This window comes from Porphyromonas sp. COT-239 OH1446 (assembly GCF_000768875.1).
Taxonomy (GTDB): Bacteria; Bacteroidota; Bacteroidia; order Bacteroidales; family Porphyromonadaceae; genus Porphyromonas.
Genome location: NZ_JRAO01000036.1, coordinates 80,249 through 103,905 on the forward strand (window position 1 = coordinate 80,249; position 23,657 = coordinate 103,905).

Consider the following 23,657-nt stretch of genomic DNA (forward strand, 5'->3'; position numbering starts at 1 on the left):
ATAGGATTGATTTTGCCATGAAAGCAAAAGGTCGTATCTTTGTAGTATCACTTTGGGGATGATTTGGCTTTGACAGCATGACGAAGTGATTTGTAAGCATGTAGTGCGAGGGTGGCCAGCACTATAATCTCGGACATCGAACTTTTAGTTGGCGAAAACAATTACGCTCTTGCTGCTTAATCGAAGTACAGTAGATTTGAAGCTTAATCGCTGCAACAGTTGCGGCGACAAGACATCACCCAGAGAGCCCCGTCCCGAGGCGAGCTGATCATGGTGGTGCCGGAAATTCGGGAATCGCTCTCCTGACATCCTCTAGGGAGAGTTAAACTTAGAGGGATAAGTGCCCAGGATGGTCGCCTCTGCCGCACCTGGACAATGAAAATCGAAAGAGAGGATAAACATGTAGAAAGCGAGTTAGTTCCATGTTTGGACCGGGGTTCAAGTCCCCGCATCTCCACATCGGTAGCGGGAGTATCTGAGGACAGATACTCCCGCTTACTTTATCGCCCTATTCCCTGGGGATCTCCCTAGTCAAACGGATCACAAAAAACTTCTTTGCCGAGCCCTTTCTCGCTCTAGGGAGTATCGAGGATTATCGTTATCTTTGCCCAAATTTATAACGATCCTAGGCCCAAAGGTCTAGGGTAATGTCCTCAACCAGTATGCAAAAGCGCAAAAGAGCAACCCTAATCCTCGACGATGGGAGTCGATTCGAGGGCTATTCGTTCGGCTATGAGCAAGCAGTAGCCGGAGAAGTCGTTTTTAACACAGCCATGACGGGTTACCCCGAGAGCCTAACAGACCCGAGTTACCGTGGACAGATAGTGGTCATGACCTATCCATTGATTGGTAACTATGGTGTCCCCTCCGATCAGAGAGACGAGCACGGAATTCATTTATATAGGGAGAGCGAGCGCATTCATACGCTGGCTCTTGTTGTATCTGAGTATTCCGAAAAGTATAGCCACTGGAATGCCATAAGGTCGCTCAGCGACTGGCTTACAGAGGAGCAGGTCGTTGGCCTCTCGGGTATTGATACTCGAGAGCTGACCAAGACGCTCCGAGAGAAGGGCTCTATGCGGGGCAAGATCGTCTTCGAGGGCGACCGTGAGTCCGACATCCCCTTTGAAGATCACAGCCAGCGCAATCTAATGGCTGAGGTCTCCCCCACCGAGGTGCAGGTCTACGGCAATGGCCCTAAGAAGGTCGTACTCGTGGACTGTGGGGCGAAGAACAATATCGTCCGCAACCTCATCCGTCCCCATGTAACGCTCTACAGAGTGCCCTGGGACTATGACTTCAACCAAATAGACTACGACGGCCTCTTCTTGAGCAATGGTCCTGGAGACCCCAATGCCTGTCAGAGCACCATAGAGCACGTTCGCAAGGCCCTCGACAAAGGTAAGCCCATCTGCGGTATCTGTATGGGCAATCAGCTCCTGGCCCTAGCCTCTGGAGCTAAGGTCAGCAAGATGAAGTACGGCCATCGCAGCCACAATCAGCCCGTGCAGGAGGTGGAGACGAAGAGCTGCTTCATCACGAGCCAAAACCATGGCTATGCCGTCGAGGCCACGACCCTGGGCTCGGGCTGGCGTGAGCGTTATATCAACCTCAACGATGGGACGAATGAGGGGATCTGTCATGAGAGCCTCCCCTACTTCTCTGCACAGTTTCACCCCGAGGCTTGCAGCGGTCCTACGGACACGATGACCCTCTTCGACGAGTTTCTCAACCTGCTCTAGGAGCAGCTAAGACACAGGAGCTCAATTACCAATCACTGACAAATCGTAATAGTTGCAATGATCAACAAGAGCAAGATCAATAAGGTGCTTCTGCTTGGCTCGGGGGCACTCAAGATAGGTGAGGCTGGCGAGTTTGACTACTCTGGCTCACAGGCACTCAAGGCCATCAAAGAGGAGGGGATCAAGACAGTCCTCGTAAACCCTAATATCGCTACCGTACAGACCTCTGAGGGTATTGCCGACGAGATATACTTCTTGCCAGTAACCCCCTTCTTCATCGAGAAGGTTATCGAGAGGGAGCGTCCCGAGGGGATCCTACTAGCCTTCGGAGGGCAGACCGCCCTCAACTGCGGTGTAGCACTACACAAGAGCGGAGTGCTGGAGAAGTATGGAGTTCAGGTGCTGGGGACGCAGGTCGATGCCATCGTCAATACTGAGGATCGAGACCTCTTCGTTACCAAGCTAGACGAGATCAACGTCAAGACCATCCAAAGCCATGCCGTGGAGGATCTCGAGGGGGCACGCCGTGCAGCCTCGGCCCTAGGCTATCCAGTCATCATACGAGCTGCCTATGCTCTGGGAGGTCTAGGTAGTGGCTTCTGCGACAACGAGGCTGAGCTGGATGAGCTCTGCTCCAAGGCGTTCTCCTTCAGCCCTCAGGTACTGGTAGAGAAGAGCCTCAAGGGCTGGAAGGAGATTGAGTACGAGGTAGTCCGAGACCAGTATGACAACTGCATCACGGTCTGCAATATGGAGAACTTCGACCCCCTCGGCATCCATACAGGCGAGAGCATCGTGATCGCCCCCTCGCAGACGCTGACCAACAGCGAGCTGAATAAGCTCAGAGAGATCGCCATCCGCATCGTACGCCATATCGGGATCGTCGGCGAGTGTAACGTGCAGTACGCCCTAGACCCTGAGAGCGAGGACTATCGAGTGATCGAGGTCAATGCACGCCTGTCTCGCTCCTCTGCTTTGGCTTCGAAGGCTACGGGCTATCCACTAGCTTTCGTCGCTGCCAAGCTGGGCCTGGGCTATGGACTTTTTGAGCTCAAGAACTCTGTTACCCGCAGCACTCCAGCCTTCTTCGAGCCCGCTCTAGACTATATCGTCTGCAAGATCCCTCGTTGGGACTTGGGTAAGTTTCACGGAGTGTCTCGAGAGCTGGGCAGTAGCATGAAGTCCGTCGGTGAGGTGATGGCTATCGGCCGCACCTTCGAGGAGGCCATACAGAAGGGGCTGCGCATGATCGGTCAGGGGATGCACGGCTTCGTTGGCAACAAGGAGCTCTCCATCGCCGACCTAGATGTCGCCCTCAGGCAGCCTACCGATACCCGTGTCTTCGCCATCAGCCAGGCTCTGGCCTCTGGCTACAGCGTCGAGGATATTCACCAGCTGACCAAAATCGACCGCTGGTTCCTCGACAAGCTCCAGAGCATCGTAGAGACGGCGAATGAGCTCTCCGAGTGCAAGAGTCTCGAGGCCGTCGAGGCCGAGCTTATGCTTCAGGCCAAGCGTCAGGGATTCTCGGACTTTCAGATCGCTCGCATGCTTGACTTCCCTGCCGAGCTCAAGGCTGCCGATGCTGCCCTGGCCGTGCGCCACTATCGTAAGGGCCTGGGCATCCTACCCGTAGTCAAGCAGATTGATACCCTGGCGGCAGAGTACCCAGCAGAGACCAACTATCTCTACCTCACCTATAGCGGTACGAGCAATGATATTCGCTACGAGGACGATGGCCGTTCGGTAGTCGTACTAGGCTCGGGGGCATATCGCATCGGAAGCTCTGTGGAGTTCGACTGGTGTGGCGTTAATGCCCTCAATACGATACGCAAGGAGGGTCTACGCTCTATCATGATCAACTACAATCCCGAAACGGTAAGTACAGATTATGACATCAGCGATCGCCTATACTTCGACGAGCTAAGCTTCGAGCGTGTCATGGACATCCTAGAGCTGGAGCGGCCCCGTGGAGTCATCCTCTCGACTGGAGGGCAGATCCCCAACAACCTGGCCATGCGTCTACATGCCGAGCGCGTACCCATCCTCGGGACTCAGGCCGAGAGCATCGACCGAGCCGAGGACAGGCACAAGTTCAGCGCAATGCTAGATAGCCTAGGCATTGACCAGCCTCGATGGAGAGAGCTCTCTAGCCTAGACGATATTGACAGCTTCGTCTCCGAGGTGGGCTATCCCGTGCTGGTTCGCCCCAGTTACGTCCTCTCGGGCGCAGCTATGAATGTATGCTCCAATGATGAGGAGCTACACCGCTTCCTCAAGCTCGCAGCCAATGTATCGAAGGAGCACCCAGTCGTGGTGAGCCAATTCATCGAGCACGCCAAGGAGGTCGAGGTCGATGCTGTCGCCCGGGATGGTGAGATCATTGCCTACGCCATCAGCGAGCATATCGAGTTCGCAGGAGTGCATTCGGGAGATGCTACAATACAGTTCCCTGGGCAGAAACTCTATGTAGAGACCGTTCGTCGCATCAAGCGCATCAGCAGACAAATCGCCGTTGCCCTCAATATCTCAGGCCCATTCAATATCCAGTTCCTGGCCAAGGGCAACGATATTAAAGTGATCGAGTGTAACCTGCGAGCCTCTCGTAGCTTCCCCTTTGTGAGCAAGGTGCTCAAGATCAATTTCATTGAGCTAGCCACACGCATCATGCTGGGTCTCCCGGTAGAGAAGCCCTCCAAGAGTGCTTTCGACCTAGACTATGTCGGGATCAAGGCCTCTCAGTTCTCCTTCGCTCGCCTACAAAAGGCCGACCCCGTCCTGGGCGTCGATATGATGAGTACGGGCGAGGTGGGCTGCATCGGGGACGATACCAACGAGGCTATCCTCAAAGCCATGCTCTCGGTGGGCTATCGCATCCCAGAGCGTAGCGTCCTGCTCTCGACAGGTGGTTACAAGCAGAAGGTAGATATGCTCGATGCAGCCAAGCTCCTATTTGAGAAGGGCTACAGACTCTATGCGACACAAGGGACACATGACATGCTCGCCGAGAATGGCATCGAGAGTACCCTGGTCTACTGGCCTAGTGATGAGGGCAAGCAACCTCAGGCTCTAGATCTGCTGCACGAGCGCAAGATTGATATGGTTGTCAATATCAACAAGAACCTTACCGCTCGAGAGCTGACTAATGGCTACCGACTGCGCCGAGCCTCTATCGACCTCAACATCCCTCTGATTACGAATGCTCGCCTGGCCTCGGCATTCATTACCGCCTTCTGTTCGATCCCTCTAGAGGCCGTTCAGATCAAGAGTTGGAGGGAGTATAAGTAGTAGAGGACAGATAAGTACAATTAGAGAGCAAAAGAGGAGGTACTGGGCGTATATGCCCCAGGACCTTACTCTTGGTTCGCAGGTGTCTAGGAAGAGGGGATGCTCCGTAGAGTATCTTTGCAGGACACCAGTTAGTCGGCTTAAATGAACATAACATTCTCGATTAAATACAAAGCCCTATGGGGGCAAAAGCTCTATATCAGTGGCTCTATCTCGGAGCTCGGCAGCTGGGATGAGACCCAGGCCATAGAGCTCTCACCTCAGCAAGAGGATTGCTGGGGAGGCACTATCCCCATTGATGGGCGTAAGAAGGAGTTCACCTATTGCTACCTCGTCAGGGACGATCGGGGCAAGGTTGTGCGCCGAGAGTGGAAGCGTATGCACCGCCTCTCGATCAAGCATAACTTTCGCTCCCTGCTGATGACAGACCGATGGATAGATCGTCCGAGCAATGCCCCCTTCTATAGCTCAGCCTTCTACGATGTGCTCTATCGGCACGAGGTGCGTGGGCACAAGCCTCAGGTGCGCCAAGAGGATGAGCAGATCATCGTCCTTCAAGTCTACGCCCCGACAGTCCCCTCTGCTCATCACCTCAAGGTAACGGGTAGCACGCAAAAGCTCGGGCATTGGGATGCAACTAAGGCTGCCGAATTTAGCTACATGGGCAAGGGTGAGTGGATCACATTCTTCGTCATCAACAGAGCGGAGCAAGCGGCTCGGGATATGTACTTCAAGTTCTTCATCACGGACGAGAGCGGGGCGATTTGTCGCTGGGAGGATGGGGACGACCACCACTACCAGCTACCCGAGTTCGGACAGTATGACGGGATCTATATCGCTGGTCTACTCTTCAACGAGGGTGATCATAAGCCTCGAGTAGCGGGGACTGTCATCCCAGTCTTCTCTCTAAGGCATGAGGAGGATTATGGTATCGGAGACTTCGGTTCGCTCCGCCGAGCTGTGGACTGGGCATCAGAGGTCGGCTTCCACATCTTACAGATCCTACCGATCAACGACACAACCTATTACCGAGACTGGAGAGACTCCTACCCTTACAATGCAATCTCTGTCGATGCCCTACACCCGATCTACATAGACCTCAAGGCTATGCCTAGGTTGAGAGACACACGGGCCGAGAAGGCATTCGAACTCAGGGCTGCAGAGCTGAGACGCAGTCCAACGCACCTATACCCCGAGGTCATGAAGCTCAAAGAGGAGTATCTGCGCCTACACTACCGAGAGTACGGCCGCAAGGTGCTAGAGAGTACGAGCTACAAGACCTTCCTACGCAAGCACCACACTTGGCTAACGCCCTATGCTATCTTCTGCGTCCTGAGAGATAAGCACCCTCATCAGCACTTCGATCAGTGGGGGGCATACGCTCGCTATGATCAGGTGCAAACGCCACAACACTTCGTCCGAGATTTTGGGCATGAGGAGGCCGACTACTATCGGTACATCCAGTACTGGCTCTCTACTCAGCTAGCAGAGGTCTCTGTCTATGCCGAGGGACGAGGTGTACTACTCAAGGGAGATATTCCAATCGGGGTAGCCCCACACAGTATCAGCGTTTGGTCTGAGCCGCACCTCTTCTATCGCCATCTGTCTGCTGGAGCCCCTCCAGATGCATTTGCTACCGATGGACAGAACTGGGGCTTCCCTACCTACAACTGGACGAATATGCTACAGCGAGACCTCAATTGGTGGCGTTCTCGCTTCGAGTGCATGTCTACATACTTCAAGGCTTTTAGGATTGACCATATCTTAGGTTTCTTCCGCATTTGGGAGATCCCTAGCGATCAACGCTCTGGCCTCCTCGGACACTTCAGCCCCTCTCGGCCACTGACCCTCAAGTTTTGGAGAGACCACTTCGACCGCTTCTGCTCCATCGAGGAGCTGATACAGCCTTGCTTCTCTCAGGAGAGGCTAGAGGAGGTCTTGGGACATCACCTCGACGGGCTCAAGCAGAGCGGTTGGGTCGTACCGATCCAGGGGAGCAAGTACTATACCCTCCGTTACGTTCGCCAGCAAAGCTATGCCTCTATGCCCTCCGATGAGATCCCTGGAGGCAGTGAGGCTCGCAGGCTACTTCAGGAGCTCTGTAGAGAGGTTGCCTTGGTACAAGATACGCATCGCCCATACTACTACCACCCTCGCATAGCCTTCACCGAGAGCAAGCAGTTTAAGCTATGGAATCCAGCCATGCAGGAGATTTGGCGGCAGATCTGCCACCACTACTTCTACGAGGTACACAATAGCCTTTGGAGAGATACGGCCCTGGAGCGTCTCATCCCTCTGATCGAATGTACAGATATGCTCGTCTGTGCCGAAGACCTTGGGATGATACCCGCCTGCGTGCCCCAAGTCCTAGAGGATATACAGATCCTCTCCCTAGAGCTCGAGCGTATGCCCAAGGGGGAGACGGAGCACGGATGGGCCGACCTTGGCCGACTACCCTACCGCTCAGTATGCACCACCTCTACGCACGATATGCCGACGCTACGAGGCTGGTGGCATCATCTAGACCCTGAGCAACAAGCCCTCTACCTAGAGACACAGCTCCTCCTCTCCGGGCTTAGGGTGGATAAGTCAAGCGAAGCAGAGATTATGGAGGCGATAATACGCAACCACCTCGCCTCGGCTTCGATGCTCGCCATACTGCCCCTATCAGACTGGATGGCTATCTCCGAGGAGCTACACCTACTTCGCCCCGAGGAGGAGCAGATCAATCACCCCGAGGACCCTCACCAACGTTGGGAGTACCGTATGCCTCTGACCATAGAGCAGCTACGCTCGAACTATCCGCTCTGGAAGAGGCAAATCAGAAGCCTTCTAGAGCAAACACATAGAGATCGGACCACACTATCATGATAGAGAGAATCTACGTTATAGAAGATGCAGATATAGAGCTATTCGTCGGAGTTAATCGGTCTAATCTGATCACTCTAGGCAATCTGTACCCTCGGACGAAAATTCGTCAGCAAGGCAACATCCTCAAAATCCTTGCCGAGCAGGCCGAGGGCGAAGCCTTACTGAGCAAGCTAGAACAATTAGAGCAGCTCTGCGTCCAGCACAACCAGCTCACCGAACAGCAAATAATCGAGACGGTTCGAGGACGAAATGCCTCCCACGAAGCGAAGCCTCATGGAGCCTCTTCCCTCATTCTCTACGGCCTACATGGCAAAGGGATCTATGCACGAGGGAGCAATCAACATCGACTAGTAGAGGCCTTTGCCGAGCATGACCTCTGCCTAGCAACTGGCCCAGCAGGTTCTGGGAAGACCTTCATCGCTATTTGCCTTGCCGTCAAGGCTCTCAAGAGTAAACAAGTGCGTCGGATCATCCTCTCTCGCCCTGCGGTGGAGGCTGGTGAAAAGCTTGGCTTCCTCCCAGGGGAGATGAAGGATAAGCTAGATCCGTATCTACAGCCCCTCTACGATGCTCTAGGCGAACTCATCCCCGCGACCAAGCTCAAGGACTATCTAGATACGGGTGTGATCCAAATAGCCCCCTTGGCCTTCATGCGCGGGCGAACGCTCAACGATGCCGTCATCATCCTCGACGAGGCGCAGAATACTACCCCTCAGCAAATGAAGATGTTCCTCACCCGCCTCGGGAACAACGCTAAGATGATCGTAACAGGAGACATCAGTCAGATAGACTTGCCCAGGGGCATTTATTCAGGCCTACGTGATGCCATAAACAAGCTCTCTGCTCTAGAGGGTGTGGGTATTGTGGGCTTCGAGGCCTCGGACATCGTACGCCACCCTCTAGTACAGCGTATTGTAGAGGTTTATGATCAGGAAGAAGGAGATAACTTAATTAACGAACAGGAACAAGTAAAGGACAACGACAATGAATAAGACATTAGTAAAAACAGACTTTAACCTCCCTGGCCAGCAGGCTGTATATCACGGCAAGGTAAGGGATGTGTACTTCCTCGATGGAGAGCGAGTAGCCATGATCGCAACCGATCGCATCTCTGCCTTTGACGTTATCTTGCCCCAGGGCATTCCTTTTAAGGGTCAGGTGCTCAACCAAATAGCCACCTACTTCCTCGATGCGACGAAAGACATCGTACCCAACTGGCTCATTTCCACGCCTGATCCCATGGTTTCATTGGGGCATTACTGCGAGCCCTTCAAGATCGAGATGGTCATCAGGGGCTACTTGACAGGGAGTGCATGGAGGGCCTACGCTGCGGGCGAGAGGGAGATCTGCGGCATCCGTCTGCCCGATGGGATGAGGGAGAATGAAGCCTTCCCGAGCCCTATCATCACCCCTACAACCAAAGCCGACGAAGGGCACGACGAGAATATCTCTCGTGAAGAAATCATCGCCCAAGGGTTGGTCTCTGCCGAAGACTATGCTCAGCTGGAGGAGTACACACAACGCCTCTTCGCCCGTGGGCAGGAGATGGCTCGTGAGCGCGGGCTTATCCTCGTAGATACGAAGTATGAATTTGGCAAGAAAGATGGCAAGATCTACCTCATCGACGAGATCCATACACCCGACTCCTCGAGATACTTCTACCTAGAGGGGTACACAGAACGCTTCGAGCGTGGAGAGGAGCAACGCCAGCTCTCCAAAGAGTTTGTGCGCCAATGGCTGATCGCTGGGGGCTTCCAGGGTAGAGCTGGTGAGCAGATCCCTGAGATGACACCTGAGTATTGTCAGAGTGTATCGGATCGTTACATAGAACTCTTCGAGAAGGTAACCGGACTGCCCTTCGAGCCAGCCTCTAGCGAGGACATCGCCGAGAGGATCGAGCGCAATATCCTCGCAGCACTATAAAGTCGCTACTATGGACAAACCCCTAGAAGAGGAGAAGAGGTCGGAGCATATCCGACAGATGTTCAATAGCATTGCCTCGAGCTATGATCGTCTCAACCGCATCATCTCCCTTGGGCTAGATATACGCTGGCGCAAGCAGGGTATAGACCGTTTGGCTCTGTATCAGCCCAAACAGGTTCTCGATGTGGCAACAGGTACGGGCGATCTAGCGATCGAACTGCTTGAGCAGATCCCCAGCATAGAGCGTATCAATGCCACGGATATATCCGAGGAGATGATGCGTATGGGTCGAGAGAAGGTACGTCATTTGGGTCTAGAGCAAGTAATTGAGTTCTCCCGAGAGGACTGTACAGCCCTCTCCTACCCGGACAATAGCTTCGATGCCGTTACAATTGGCTTTGGCATCCGTAACTTCGAAGATATTCCTCAGGCAGCCCGAGAGATCTATCGAGTACTTCGACCAGGGAAACCCTTCATGATCTTGGAGCTAACAGAGCCAAGAAATTACCTTCTACGCCTGGGCTACAAGCTGCATGCAGGCGTATTTATACCCCTGGTAGGGAGAATGATCTCACATCATGGAGAGGCCTATCGTTATCTGCCGAGGTCTATCTCGAGAGTTCCCCAGCGAGAGCAAATGACCAAGATATTTGTAGAGGCTGGCTTTAGAGAGGTTAGCTATCACAGCTTCAAGCCAGGTGTGTGCACCCTCTATATGGGTATCAAGTAGCTTAGACGAACAGATTACTAGGGGAAGAGTCGCCTCTACCTATGTGATGCAAACGAAGCGGTTGCCGATAGCTCCTGGAATATGGCTTCGGCAGCCGCTCGGCTGCTATACTGATCGCCTAAGAGCAGGCGGAGCTCCTGCATAGCTTTTAGCTGCCCTTGTCGGGTTGGGCCATCGACGAGGATCTTGGCGAGCTCTCTCGACAGACGAGGGGCATTGACCTCTGCACCGATGAGCTCAGGGATGGCTGCTCGGCCTAGGATTAGGTTTACCAATGAGATATAGGGCGTGCTGAAGCAATGCTCAAAGACCCATCGGGCAATGCGCTGCCCCCCCATCCGATAGCAGACAATAAGTGGAGTACCAAGCAGGGCGACCTCGAGCGTAGCTGTGCCCGAAGTAACTAGAGCTGCACAACTTCGCTGTACAATAGAATAAGTTGCGTCGAAGGTGAGCTGTGCCCAAGGATAATGCTGTAAATAGGGTGCGTAATCGTCCGCACAAAGCCCTGGTGCACCTGCAATAACAATATTGTAATCGCTCGAGAGAGCCTTTGTCGAAGTGAGCATGACCTCAAGATTGCTCCGCAGCTCTTGCCTGCGGCTGCCAGCTAGGATAGCGATACACGGCCTAGAGGTATGATGTGAATGGGCTTGAGCGACCTCTTGGTCGAGCACATGAGCACGAACGGCGTCGACACAGGGATTGCCTACATACTGAGCACGAAGGCCATAGCGGCCAAAGAACGCCTCCTCGAAGGGCAGGATACAGAGCATGAGATGAGTGTAGCGGCGTAGCTTGTGGATACGCCACCGCTTCCAGGCCCAAAGCTTAGGGGCAATGTAGTAGACGATGGGGCAGCCTATTTCTTCTGCGACATAGGGCAGGATGTAGCGCATATTGAAGCCAGCAAAGTCTACAGGGATCACCACAGCGGGCGCAAAGCTTCGAATAGCCTCCCGTACCCGCTCGGCTGCATGGCGAATAGTAGATAGGTGTGTCAATACAGGAAGAATACCCATAAAGGCCACCTCTCGATAATGAACGATGGGAGCGACCCCTGATGCCTCCTGCATCAAAGATCCTCCCATGAACATAAAGCTCGCCTCTGGATCTAATGCCCTAATGGCTCGAATGAGATTGGAAGCATGTAGATCGGCAGAAGCCTCGCCGACAACGAGGAAGTAGCGCATAAGCTATAAGCAATTCCATGACTAGCAGAAAGAGCCCTCGAGTACCTGCAAGAGCTCGTAATCGGTTTGGTCAATCATCAGCGGTGTAAGGGTTGCATAGCCCGAACGCATGAGATGCAGATCGTCCTCAGCACCCTCACGATCGGGCTGCTGGTAGCCTTGCAGCCAAAAGACATCATGACCACGGGCGTTACTGCTCTTCATATACTCATCGACGAAGCGACCACTGCTCTGCGGACAGATGCGTAAACCCTTGACCTCACCTCGAGGGACATTGAGCGAGAGGAAACGTCCTCGGGGCATATCCTGCACGAGCATCTGGCGAGCAACCCTAATTGTATAAGCAATAGCCTCGCCGAAGTCGGGTCTAAGAGCTGTATCGTCGATCGATGTAGCCAAAGCCTTGAGGCCCTGGATACAGGCCTCTCGAGCAGCCCCCACTGTGCCCGAATAGTGAACGCAGATACCCTCATTGCTCCCGTGGTTGATGCCAGAGATAACCAGGTCGGGGGCTGCATCGGCAAAGAGGGCGTGCAGGCCGAGCTTAACACAGTCTACAGGAGCACCCTCGCAACTATAGACACGCAGGCCATTGCCCTCGTAACGAGGCTTGAGACGTAGGGGATGATTGGATGTAATGGCCGAGGAGAAGCCCGAGCGAGGCCCTTCGGGGGCGACGATGGTTACATCGGCAAAGGCCAGCAAGGCTGTAGAGAGCTGCTGAATACCAGGCGCTCTGAAGCCATCATCATTGCAGAGTAAGATGTGTGGACGAATAGGATTCATCACTCTAACGTTATTCGATGCCCTTGAGTTTGACGACTGAATATAGGGCCGCAAATGGAGAGATGATCAGATCATTACCGCCCGAGAGCTGCCATGGGATAGCCACTGCAACCTCTTGCCCTACAACCATCTGTTGCAAAACGATTGCGAGACCTGGGATCTCGCGCATCAATGGCTTGGATTGAGGATTAGGGATCTCGTAGTTGTCTCGGAAGGGTACGGCCTTGTCCTTGTGAGTAACCCAGTCGGAGAGGAAATACTGTCTGAACTGTATCACCACTCGGTCGGTCTGTAGAGGCATACGATCGCCCGCCTTGGGCTTAATGTCATTGAGCTGCTTGACATAGACGTATCCGTCGCCCTGTATAGAGTTGATGGATACCTTCTTGTAGCTGGTGCTATCGGCAAAGGTCTTGAAGAGGCGTTCGCTCTCGGCCCTAAGCATGAGCTGGCGGTCTATTGTCTGATTGCATCCTGTCGTACTGAGCCCCAAGGCCAGCAGAGCTGCTCCGAGGAGGCATAGTTTCTTGAACGTCATCATATCTATTGAATATCGGTGAATGCCTCGCTCATGGCATGGAGCTCATAGAGCGAAGCATTCGGTACAAGTTTAGATCTTCTTGAGTAGGGTCTTCATCGACACGGCAGCAGAGATGGTGCTCGAGAGGGCATCGATAGCGATGCGCTCCTGCTGCATGGTATCTCTGTGGCGCAGAGTTACTGTACCGTCCTCGAGGGTCTGATGGTCGACGGTGATACAATAGGGCGTACCGATGGCATCCTGTCTGCGGTAACGCTTGCCGATGGAGTCCTTCTCGTCTATGGCACAGTTGAAGTCAAAGCGCAGATCGTTGTAGATCTGACGGGCTTGCTCGTCTAATCCGTCCTTGCGCACCAAGGGCAATACGGCCAACTTGATCGGAGCAAGCGCAGCGGGCAAGTGCAGCACGACACGGCTATCACCGCCCTCTAGAGCCTCCTCATCATATGCGCCACACATGAGACTGAGGAACATACGATCGACACCGATAGAGGTCTCGACGACGTAGGGGACGTAGCTCTCGCCGAGCTCTGGGTCGAAGTACTGGAGCTTCTTGCCGCTGAACTCTTCGTGCCGCTTGAGGTCGAAGTCCGTACGGCTATGGATACCCTCAACCTCTTTGAAGCCGAAGGGCATCTCGAACTCAATGTCTGTAGCAGCATTGGCATAGTGTGCCAGCTTCTCATGATCGTGGTAGCGGTACTTTTGCTTGCCCAAGCCAAGGGCCAAATGCCAACGTAGGCGCAGCTGCTTCCAGTAGTCAAACCAGCGAAGCTCCTCACCTGGACGGACGAAGAACTGTAGCTCCATCTGCTCAAACTCTCGCATGCGGAAGATAAACTGACGTGCTACGATCTCGTTTCTAAATGCCTTACCGATCTGAGCGATGCCGAAGGGGATCTTCATACGTCCAGTCTTCTGTACGTTGAGGTAGTTGACGAAGATGCCCTGAGCAGTCTCGGGGCGCAGGTAAACCTTCATCGCTCCGTCGGCCGTCGAGCCCATTTCGGTGGAGAACATAAGGTTGAACTGTCGCACCTCTGTCCAGTTGCGCGTGCCCGAGATCGGACAGACGATCTCGTTATCTAGGATGATCTGCCGAAGCTCGTCTAGGTTACCCTCATTGAGTGCCTGTGCGAAGCGGCTATGCAGGGCATCTCTCTTGGCCTGATACTCTAGAACCCGAGCGTTGGTGGCACGGAACTGTGCCTCGTCGAAGCTCTCACCAAACCGCTTGGCAGCCTTGGCTATCTCCTTGGCAATCTTATCGTCTATCTTGGCCAAATGATCTTCGATGAGCACGTCGGCACGATACCTTTTCTTCGAATCCTTATTGTCAATGAGCGGATCGTTAAAGGCGTCCACGTGTCCAGAGGCTTTCCAGATCGTTGGATGCATGAAGATGGCCGAGTCGATCCCTACGACATTCTCTTGTAGGAGGGTCATGGCCTCCCACCAATATCTCTTGATATTGTTTTTGAGCTCGCTACCCAACTGTCCGTAGTCATAGACCGCTCCGAGGCCATCGTAGATCTCTGACGAGGGGAATACAAAGCCGTACTCCTTGCAGTGTGAAACGACCTTCTTAAACAAATCTTCTTGTTGTGCCATTGATGTTGTAATATAATTGTTCTATCATCTGCCCTTGCCTGGCCGAGGCTTTGCTCGATGGGTTAGGTACGGGCTACTGAGCCACAAAAATAGCCATTTATTTCGGTATGATACACCCATCAGCTCCAGCTGTAGGATCGGGGTCTATGTCGCATCGAACTAGAGGGATGCTCCGGATATAATAGAGTCCTGGTGGAGGCATAGAATTGGATCTAAGATGTTAACTTTGACCCTAAATGGAAGCAAGGTATAGCCTTGGCGAACGAAGGGTATACGTTTCGCGGTCAAAAGGTATACGTTTCGCATCGAAAACGTATACGTTTCAGGCCGAAAACGTATACGTTTTGGGCGTAAAACGTATACGTTTTGCACCACCCCACTCAAACCCTTTATTTATAAGGGGTCTAAGAAGGCACAAAAGACAACACACTCCGCCTCTGTATAAAGTCTCCGACAGAGGCAGGAATAACAATCTGGAGACACGTTAATAATTATGTCTAAAAAAAATAAACCCCTAGGTTATACCCTAGGCGAACGCAAGGTCGGCATCGGGCCCAACAAAGGTAAGGTGGTCATCCAGGCTACCCCATCCGGCAGACACCGTGTGAGCTTCGAACGCTTCTGTGAGCTTGTAGCCAAAGACACCACGCTCAACTACATGGAGGTACAGAGTGTACTCAACCTGGCAGCCGATATGGCACGAGACCTCGTGGCCAATGGCGACATTGTGGACTTCGGACGTTTGGGCACGCTCTCACCTTCGTTCAAGAGCAAGGTCGTCCTACAGGGCTCGGAGTTCAATGCCAACATTCACATCACCGAACCACGCATCAACCTGAGACCTAACTCTACCTACTTTCGCCTACTTCCCGAGGAAGTGAGCTACGAACGTATTATCCCCAAGCCCAAGAAGGGCAAGGCTGGCAAGCCCCAAGAGGGAGGTTCATCCCCAACAACCCCACCCGATAATGGGCACATAGGGCTGTAGGTTGGGCCGACACCCATCAAGCAAACCACCCGATGAGACGAACCTCTGCTGGCTCTCCATCGGGTGGTTTTGCTATTCGTACACCTTACATCCAAACGAGACGACTAGAGCCTCGGACGATGAGGCTCTAGTCGTTTGGCTCGCTAGGCAGAGGCATTCGGCCCGCAATAGGGCTAGTCTATATCGTCCGAGTCTTCTTGTAGGCTCTGACTATAGCTGATCAAGTGGCGCAGATTGGTCAAGATCTCGCTCGTCTCCTGAAGCATGTTCATGTAAACGATCGATACCTTGAAGGTATCCTTGTCGCTCTTGTGCGTGCGCTTCATCTGTGTTTTACGCATCTCCTTGACCTTGTTGCGCAGGGACTTACCCATACTCTTGACCTCCTTGGTCTTGAGGTCTTCGTCACCCAAGATGAGCTGGTGGGCCTCATTCAGATAGGCCAATACTTCATCACGTACGGGCAAGAACTCCGCTGCGTGCTGCTCGGGCAGCGGATTGAAGTTGTTGCCCACATGCTCGATGCACACCTCGCACGAGCGCTCTATCGCATAGATCATCTGTAGACAGGCGTTGCTGCCGAGGTGAAACCACATATTCTTCTCCAGCAAAGCATCTGTAGGCATTCGGCGCAGGCAAATCGTTTCCTTACGTCTACGTGTTTTGAACGAACGCTTATGCTCCTCGGTGGCTGCCTGTAGCTTGCGCAACGTCTTGAAGTCCTCAGCGATGAACGCATCCGTTAGGTCTCTGTAGTCCTCGACAACACGCTCCAGCAGAATGCTCTGCGTCTGACGTACATGCTTAGAGAGCAAGGGCCACATCTCCTCGGGATCTTCGCTGTTGAGGATCTCGATGAAGAGCTTGTCGTCCTCGTCCGCCTTCTTCTTCGAGATGAGGTGATTGTTGAAGAGCAGGAAGATCGTAAAGGCTACCAGCACCACCATGGCCACGAAACCACCAAAGTACATCAGACAAGCCACCAGCGCAGCAATGAAGAAGGCTGCCCCAGCCGTTACGAACCATCCACCGATCACAGACATGACACCCGTCAGACGACCCACTGCGCTCTCACGACCCCAGGCCCTATCCGCCAGGGAGCTACCCATAGCCACCATGAAGGTTACATAGGTCGTAGACAGAGGTAGCTTCATCGATGTACCGATGGCGATCAAGAGGCCCGCCAAGACTAGATTGACCGAGGCGCGAACAAGGTCGAAGGCCGCGCCCTGCTCCAAGATAATCTCCTCCTTATTAAAACGGCTCTCTAGCCATCGCTCCACCCTACGGGGCATAACACGATCGATGGCCTGGGCAATACTGCTGCTCAAGCGCACCAGGCCTCGAGCAATGCGCGACGAGCCGAAGGTCTCCTCGCCATCATCTTGGCGAGACAGATTGACCGAGGTCTTGATCACGTTTTGCGACTGCTTGGAGAAGACTAGGGCCAGTACCATCACAAGCCCCGAGCCGAGAAGGTAATAGATGGGTGTGGCTGCAGGTTCGTTGTTGGCGGCCATGAGGTAGGTGTCGTATGCCCCATTACCATGAGCCATATAGTCGGTATAGGCCGAGAGACCCGACAGAGGGACTCCGATGAAGTTCACCAGGTCATTACCCGCAAAGGCCATCGAGAGAGCCAGTGTACCGGCCAAGATGATGATCTTGAAGATATTTACCTTGAACCAATGCAAGGCCTGCATCACTACTGCCGAGACCGCAAAGATCACCAGCAGCAGCATACCTGTATTCTCAGCGACCCAGGTCTTCATATCTTTCGTCATAAAGGCCGCATCCTTTAGCCCCTTGATCAGCATGAAGTAGATGATCGACGTAATGGCAATCCCCCCAAATACCCCCGCAAAATAACGCAGATTACGCTTGTAGTTGAAGGTGAAGATCACACGAGTAATATACTGAACCAAAGAACCAAAGAAGAAGGCAACCACCACCGACATGAAAATCGCAATGATCACCTGCAGAGCCTTGGACGTATTGATCAGCTGCATCAGCTCTAGTGTGCCTGTCTCGTCGGCCGAGATCTTGAGCAGAGACACACAGAAGGATGCCCCTAGAAGATTGAACACCAGCGATACAGTCGTCGAGGTGGGAAGCCCAAGAGAGTTGAAGATATTCAACAGAATAACGTCCGCCACCATCGCTGTCAAACAGATGATCATCACCTCCTCAAACGTAAAGAACTCCGGGTGATAGATCCCATTGCGGGCAACCTCCATCATCCCATTACTCAGAGAAGCTCCGAGGAAGACCCCCACGGCAGCCACCATAAGGACAACCTTAAAAGGTGCTGCCTTGGCTCCGATGGCAGAGTTGAGAAAGTTCACAGCATCGTTGCTGACCCCTACGGTCAGATCAAAGATCGCTAGCACTGCCAAGAAAATCAAGATACAGGTAAAAATGATTTCCATACTTCTTTAACCAGTTATTATGTTAATGTTTATGCTTGTCGTCTGTCCCTTGTTCGATGAGTGCCAGGAAGGCTGCTTCGTCCAAGATGCGCACCCCTAGGCTCTCGGCTTTAGCCAGCTTGGCTGGGCCCATCTTCTCTCCAGCCAGGACGTAGTCTGTCTTGGACGATATGGCCGAGGAGATCTTGCCCCCGAGTCGCTCAATGAGTGCCTTGTATTCGTCTCTAGTATGCAGAGCGAAGACTCCACTAATCACAATGCTGAGGCCACTGAGCACACTCTCTGCCCCCGAATCAGACTGCTCCGTAACCTCACGGGACAGCTGTACGCCTGCTCCTCGTAGGGTTTCGATCAGAGACCTATTGCTCTGCTGGGCGAAGAAGTCCACTACGCTGCCAGCGATCACAGGGCCAATCTCAGGCACAGCACACAGATCCTCCTGCGAGGCAGCAGAGAGTTCGTCGATAGAGGGGTAGGCACGAGCAAGCGTCTTGGCCGTTGTCTCACCGACAAAGCGAATGCCTAGGCCAAAGAGAATGCTCGAGTAGCTGCGCTCTCGGCTTTCCTCAATGCTACGCACTAGGTTGCTTGCACTACGACGCTGAAAGCCTGGCAGGCCGAGCAATTGCTCCTCCTCTAGTGCATACAGCCCACCGATATCCGAGAGCAAACCATGCTCAAAAAGCAAGTCAATCGTCTCTGGACCGATGCGAATATCAGCTGCTTTGCGAGAGCAGAAGTGCTCTACCCGACCTCTCTGCTGCTCAGGACAGGAGCTACGAGCAGGGCAGAAGTAAGCAGCCTCGCCAGCAATACGCTCTAGAGCTGTACCACAGGCTGGGCATACACTGGGGAAGCCAACCCGAGGGGCAGAGACTGAGCGCAGCGAGGGAACGACGGAGACGATCTTGGGGATGATCTCGCCCCCCTTCTCCACCGCAACCGTATCGCCTAGATGTAGATCGAGCGAGGCAATGAAGTCTGCATTGTGCAGCGAAGCCCTACGCACGATAGTCCCCGAGATCGCAACAGGAGCAAGATTAGCCACAGGGGTAATCGTCCCCGTACGCCCAACTTGATAGTCCACTGAGAGTAGCTCAGTCTGCACTTGCTCCGCCTTAAACTTGTAGGCAATCGCCCAGCGAGGGCTCTTGGCCGTATACCCTAGCTCCTCTTGCTCTGCGATCGAATTGACCTTGAGTACGACACCATCGGTAGCCACAGGCTCATGAGAGCGAGCAGCATCCCAATGATCCAAGAAGGCCAATATATCCTCAAGCGAATGACATAGATGTGTCGCATGCGAAACCTTCAAGCCCCAGCGACGACAGCACGCCAACCGCTCGTAATGCGTATGGGGTAGCTCAGGCTGCTCACCTGGCACGTGGTAGAGGTAGGCATCCAGCTTCCTGGCCGCCACGACCTTGGGATCTAGCTGCTTGAGTGTACCGCTGGCAGCATTGCGGGGGTTCGCAAAGGGAGGCTCATCCTCGGCTATACGGCTTTGATTGATACGTTCAAACTCGACCCAAGGCAGCAAGATCTCGCCCCGCACCTCAAGCTCCCTAGGGTATCCCTCGCCTTGTAGGCGTAGAGGGATCGAGCGAATGGTACGCACATTGGCCGTAACGTCATCGCCCAGCCGACCGTCCCCTCGAGTAACGGCTCGACTCAGCACCCCATCCTCATAGACGAGCGAGATCGAGAGACCATCGTATTTGAGCTCAGCCACGACCTCGACATCTCGGCCGATCTCTCGACAGACACGCTCATAGAAGTCCTTGACCTCGTCATAGCTATAGGTATTGCTCAGCGAGAGCATCGGATAGCGATGCGTTATGGTGGCGAAGCCCTCTGTTCGATCACTCCCCACTCGCTGGGTAGGTGAATGGGGAGTGATCAGCTCAGGATGCTGAGCCTCGAGCTCCTCAAGGCGATGCATGAGGGCATCGTATTCCTGGTCGGATATACTGGGGTCTGAGAGGACGTAGTAGCGGTGGTTATGTTCCTCGAGGAGGTATCGTAGCCGCTCGATCTCTTCCTTTACTCGCTCCATAGTTGGTAGTAATACAGGGCCTCATAACGCTCACCCGTCCACTGCCAATGGGGCAGCGAAGCCGTATGTACAAAACCCAGTTTGAGAAATAAATGCTGAGATATGGTATTAGACTCGAGCATCGTAGCGTAGAGGTGCTCGCAGCGCATTCGCTGGCGCAGATATTGAATTAGCTCCCTGATGGCTTCGGTGGCAATGCCACGCCCCCGATGCAGCTCGGCGATATAGACCCCGAGAGCAGCCCGACGCTCGACAGCATTGTAGTCTGAAACTTGTACATAGCCGACAGCCTCGTCCTGCATTTGTATGACTAGAGACATCTGCCCTCGCTCTACGAGGGAAACATTGCTCGAGAGAACATAAGCCTCCACAAAAGCACTAGAGAGAGGGTTATACGAGCCAGAGCTTGCCCAGGCCTTGGGGTCATTCTCCCAGCGGAGCAAGAGTGGTGCGTCTGTCAGCTCAATGGAGCGCAAGCATATCTGCGAAGCGTTCATGCCGCTAAGATAATACAATTCGAGAGTAATACCGAGAGTTAGAAGCGGATGGCCTGCTCGAAGTCCGTACGCCCCAGGATAGAACGTCCGAGTGTAACCTCATCTGCATACTCAATCTCGTCCCCGATAGCTACACCTCGGGAGAGAACTGAGACCTTGACTGGTGTAGCCTCAAGACTTCTGTAGATGAAGAAATTTGTCGTCTCACCCTCCATCGTCGTCCCAAGAGCTAGGATGATCTCGTCTACCTCCCCAGCACGAGCCCTAGCAATGAGGGGCTCAATGGTCAGATCCTGAGGTCCAATGCCATCTATAGGCGATATAACACCACCCAAGACATGGTAGAGCCCCCGATATTGCCCCGTATTCTCTATCGCAATGACATCCCCCACATGCTGCACCACGCACAGCAAACGATCGTCCCGAGAGGGATTGCTGCAGATGGAGCACAGAGGGGTATCGCTGATATTGTGGCATCGCTGACAATAGACAATATCTCGCCGCATCTGTAGCAGAGCCGAGGCGAAAGCTTCAGTATCGGCTGAGGGTCGAGAGAGCAGATGTAGGGCTAGGCGCAGGGCAGTCTTGCGACCAATGCCCGGTAGCGTGGATAGCTGCTCGACAGCTCGCTCGACGAGCTTAGAAGGGTATGAGATCATGAGTAGATATTTGACAGATACGCTACAAAACTACAAGGTCGGTAAGCCACAGCGAGTGTTTGCTTACCGACCTTGGGTAATAGTTGGACTTAGTCCTCCGTAAGCTCTATATCATTGCCCTCCTTGTCGAGGAACTTGTAGTCCAGGAAGGCCAAGCTTTGGTTCGGGGTAACACGTATACCACGTGCTATCTTGAGCTTCCACTGGCGAGCAATGGAGAGGAGTAATCCTTTTTTGAGATATGCAGCCACATAGGGGTGCACATGTACGTTGATGTAAGTAAGATGTTGCTTTGCTACAAGCTCTAGTAGTTTGGCCTCGATCTGATCGGTAAAGAGCACCGAGGACTTCATCTTGCCCGTACCCATACAGGTGGGGCACTTCTCCTCAGTGATGATACGCATCTCTGGGCGCACACGCTGTCGGGTAATCATCATCACCCCAAATTTATTCAGCGGTAGGACGTTGTGCCGAGCTCTATCGCCAGACATGAGCTTCACCATATGCTCGTGTAGCAGCTGGCGGTTCTTGGGCTCATGCATGTCAATGAAGTCTACGGCGATGATACCCCCGAGGTCTCTAAGTCTAAGCTGTCTAGCGAGCTCTTCGGCAGCGGCCATATTAACATCTACGGCCGTGGTCTCCTGCTCGGAACTATTACGAGAGCGATTGCCACTATTGACATCCACGACGTGCATGGCTTCAGTTTGCTCGATGACTAGATAAGCCCCGCTCTTGTAGGTAACCGTACGGCCGAAGAGGGCCTTGACCTGCTTGGTAACCCCAGTCTCGTCGAAGATAGGGACTTGGCCATTGTAGAGCTTAACAATCTCTTCCCGTCCAGGAGCTATCTGAGCCACATACTCCCGTATATCCTCGTAAAAGTCCTTGTCATTGACCTGAATGCTCTGAAACGAAGGATTGAAAGTATCTCGCAGCACTCCCAGTGCACGGCTAGCCTCCTCATAGATGATCTTGGGGGCTTTGACAGCTTTACTGAGCTTGTTCAGGCTCTCTTCCCATCGGCGAACTAGCTTGCGGAGCTCTTGGTCCAGCTCGGAGGCTTTCTTACCCTCGGCCGAGGTGCGCACGATAACGCTAAAGTTCTTGGGCTTGATACTGAGCATGAGCTGCTTGAGGCGAGCACGCTCCTCAGAAGACTTAATCTTGCTGCTGACAGAAACTTTATCCGTGAAAGGAACTAGGACGAGGTTGCGTCCTGCGAGAGAGATCTCTGCCGACAGGCGTGGCCCCTTGGTCGAGATTGGCTCTTTGACGATCTGCACCAGGACATACTGTCCCCCACGGATATGGTCTGCGATCTTGCCCTCTTTGGGCAGATCCTGATGAGCACTAACGACCTTGCTGAGTGGAGGGATGGCTCGTTGCTTATCAATGATCTCGAGGAGCTTCTGTTGAGCCCCATAGACCTGTCCGAGGTCCAGATAGTGTAGGAAAGCATCCTTCTTGTAACCCACATCAACAAAGGCGGCATTGAGCCCAGGCATGACCTTCTTGACTCGACCGAGGTATATATCTCCGACGGCAAAGGCTAGATCTCGACGCTCCCGTTGGAGCTCGACGAGCTTCTGATCCTCTAGGACAGCCATGGATATCTCACGAGCCGACACATCGACTATAAGATCGCTGGTCATCTTTGGTTGAATGAGTTATGAGGGTTGTTCTATACAAATAGAGTATAAGGGGTTTAGGCAAAGCATTCTGCCCATGACCCCTTATTCTACGAGACTTACTTTTTCTTCTTATGACGGTTCTTCTTCAGTCTCTTCTTACGCTTGTGCGTGGCCATCTTATGGCGCTTTCTTTTCTTTCCGCTTGGCATGTTGTCTAATAAATTTATTATGTGATAATACTAATTACTTCACCTGAGTAGAGAAGAGCTTCGAGGGCTTGAAGGCAGGGATACGTCTCTTAGGGATAATGATCGTAGTCTTCTTGGAAATGTTGCGGGCGGTTTTCTCTGCACGCTCCTTGATGATGAAGCTACCAAATCCACGAAGGTACACATGCTCCCCCTTGATCAGAGAGCCCTTGACTGAGTCCATAAAAGCCTCGACTACCTTCATAGTCGTCTCTCTGTCGATACCAGTGGCCTTAGCGATGTCTGTTACAACTTCTGCTTTAGTCATAGTTTATACTCGTTATTTATTGATGAATAGATATCTCTTTTTTTGCTGTGCAAATATAGAACAAATATTCGATAAAGCCTTTGCATCAGCGACAAAAGGGTTGAGTGCAGGTTCAAGTATCAAGTGCAAATTTACTTTATAGCAGCGAAGAATACTTTTGCTGGGGATTTGAAACCCAACTTTTCTCTAGGCC

The 23,657-nt window shown here is 53.1% G+C and carries 17 protein-coding genes and 1 other RNA gene; 8 read left to right on the forward strand and 10 right to left on the reverse strand.

All coding sequences use genetic code 11. The features are described 5' to 3' along the window. Positions 1–54 precede the first annotated feature (54 nt). From ssrA to ubiE, 7 genes are all read left to right on the forward strand, one after another. Positions 55–460, forward strand: a transfer-messenger RNA (tmRNA) gene (ssrA, locus tag HQ37_RS08260). Between the two features lie 202 nt (positions 461–662). Beyond that, entirely contained in the window at positions 663–1,742 is a 1,080-nt protein-coding gene (gene carA / locus HQ37_RS07830) for a glutamine-hydrolyzing carbamoyl-phosphate synthase small subunit (protein ID WP_036882182.1), read from the forward strand. Positions 1,743–1,799: 57 nt separating this feature from the next. After that, entirely contained in the window at positions 1,800–5,030 is a 3,231-nt protein-coding gene (gene carB, locus HQ37_RS07835) for a carbamoyl-phosphate synthase (glutamine-hydrolyzing) large subunit (RefSeq protein ID WP_036882183.1), read from the forward strand. Positions 5,031–5,174: 144 nt separating this feature from the next. Then, positions 5,175–7,901: a 4-alpha-glucanotransferase gene (locus tag HQ37_RS07840; protein ID WP_052080866.1), complete on the forward strand. Its 2,727-nt coding sequence runs from the start codon at positions 5,175–5,177 to the stop codon at positions 7,899–7,901. Beyond that, positions 7,898–8,893 carry a PhoH family protein gene (locus tag HQ37_RS07845; RefSeq protein WP_036882185.1) on the forward strand — a complete coding sequence of 332 codons (996 nt, stop codon included), beginning with the start codon at positions 7,898–7,900 and terminating at the stop codon, positions 8,891–8,893. Before HQ37_RS07840 ends, HQ37_RS07845 begins: the two co-directional genes overlap by 4 nt. Then, complete coding sequence (locus HQ37_RS07850; RefSeq protein WP_036882187.1) at positions 8,886–9,824, forward strand: phosphoribosylaminoimidazolesuccinocarboxamide synthase; 939 nt, start codon at positions 8,886–8,888, stop codon at positions 9,822–9,824. The genes HQ37_RS07845 and HQ37_RS07850 overlap by 8 nt, the downstream gene beginning before the upstream one ends. Positions 9,825–9,834: 10 nt before the next feature. Further along, a complete protein-coding gene (ubiE, locus tag HQ37_RS07855) occupies positions 9,835–10,554 on the forward strand; it encodes a bifunctional demethylmenaquinone methyltransferase/2-methoxy-6-polyprenyl-1,4-benzoquinol methylase UbiE (RefSeq protein ID WP_036882189.1) in 720 nt (239 codons plus the stop codon). A gap of 35 nt (positions 10,555–10,589) precedes the next feature. On the opposite strand, the gene lpxB is transcribed toward ubiE, so the two are convergent. From lpxB to HQ37_RS07875, 4 genes are all read right to left on the reverse strand, one after another. After that, complete coding sequence (lpxB, locus tag HQ37_RS07860; RefSeq protein WP_036882192.1) at positions 10,590–11,747, reverse strand: lipid-A-disaccharide synthase; 1,158 nt, start codon at positions 11,745–11,747, stop codon at positions 10,590–10,592. A gap of 21 nt (positions 11,748–11,768) precedes the next feature. Then, a complete protein-coding gene (gene surE, locus HQ37_RS07865; RefSeq protein ID WP_036882196.1) occupies positions 11,769–12,533 on the reverse strand; it encodes a 5'/3'-nucleotidase SurE in 765 nt (254 codons plus the stop codon). A 10-nt stretch (positions 12,534–12,543) separates the two neighbouring features. Then, on the reverse strand, positions 12,544–13,074 hold the full coding sequence (locus HQ37_RS07870; protein ID WP_036882200.1) for a hypothetical protein: 531 nt from the start codon (positions 13,072–13,074) through the stop codon (positions 12,544–12,546). Positions 13,075–13,143: 69 nt separating this feature from the next. Then, on the reverse strand, positions 13,144–14,685 hold the full coding sequence (locus tag HQ37_RS07875; RefSeq protein WP_036882202.1) for a glycine--tRNA ligase: 1,542 nt from the start codon (positions 14,683–14,685) through the stop codon (positions 13,144–13,146). A gap of 493 nt (positions 14,686–15,178) precedes the next feature. Between HQ37_RS07875 and HQ37_RS07880 the strand changes: the two genes are divergently transcribed. Continuing rightward, entirely contained in the window at positions 15,179–15,673 is a 495-nt protein-coding gene (locus tag HQ37_RS07880; RefSeq protein WP_036882205.1) for a DNA-binding protein, read from the forward strand. Between the two features lie 173 nt (positions 15,674–15,846). On the opposite strand, the gene HQ37_RS07885 is transcribed toward HQ37_RS07880, so the two are convergent. The 6 genes from HQ37_RS07885 to HQ37_RS07910 form a co-directional block, all read right to left on the reverse strand. Continuing rightward, entirely contained in the window at positions 15,847–18,102 is a 2,256-nt protein-coding gene (locus tag HQ37_RS07885) for an inorganic phosphate transporter (protein WP_036882208.1), read from the reverse strand. Positions 18,103–18,124: 22 nt separating this feature from the next. Further along, entirely contained in the window at positions 18,125–20,158 is a 2,034-nt protein-coding gene (ligA, locus tag HQ37_RS07890; RefSeq protein ID WP_036882210.1) for an NAD-dependent DNA ligase LigA, read from the reverse strand. Continuing rightward, complete coding sequence (locus tag HQ37_RS07895; protein ID WP_081951823.1) at positions 20,146–20,655, reverse strand: GNAT family N-acetyltransferase; 510 nt, start codon at positions 20,653–20,655, stop codon at positions 20,146–20,148. The genes ligA and HQ37_RS07895 overlap by 13 nt, the downstream gene beginning before the upstream one ends. A 38-nt stretch (positions 20,656–20,693) precedes the next feature. Beyond that, a complete protein-coding gene (recR, locus tag HQ37_RS07900; protein WP_036882215.1) occupies positions 20,694–21,314 on the reverse strand; it encodes a recombination mediator RecR in 621 nt (206 codons plus the stop codon). 89 nt (positions 21,315–21,403) lie between these two features. Continuing rightward, positions 21,404–22,969, reverse strand: coding sequence for an Rne/Rng family ribonuclease (locus HQ37_RS07905; RefSeq protein ID WP_036882217.1), 1,566 nt, complete (start codon positions 22,967–22,969; stop codon positions 21,404–21,406). 222 nt (positions 22,970–23,191) lie between these two features. Next, positions 23,192–23,464, reverse strand: coding sequence for an HU family DNA-binding protein (locus HQ37_RS07910; RefSeq protein WP_036882221.1), 273 nt, complete (start codon positions 23,462–23,464; stop codon positions 23,192–23,194). Positions 23,465–23,657 lie beyond the last annotated feature (193 nt).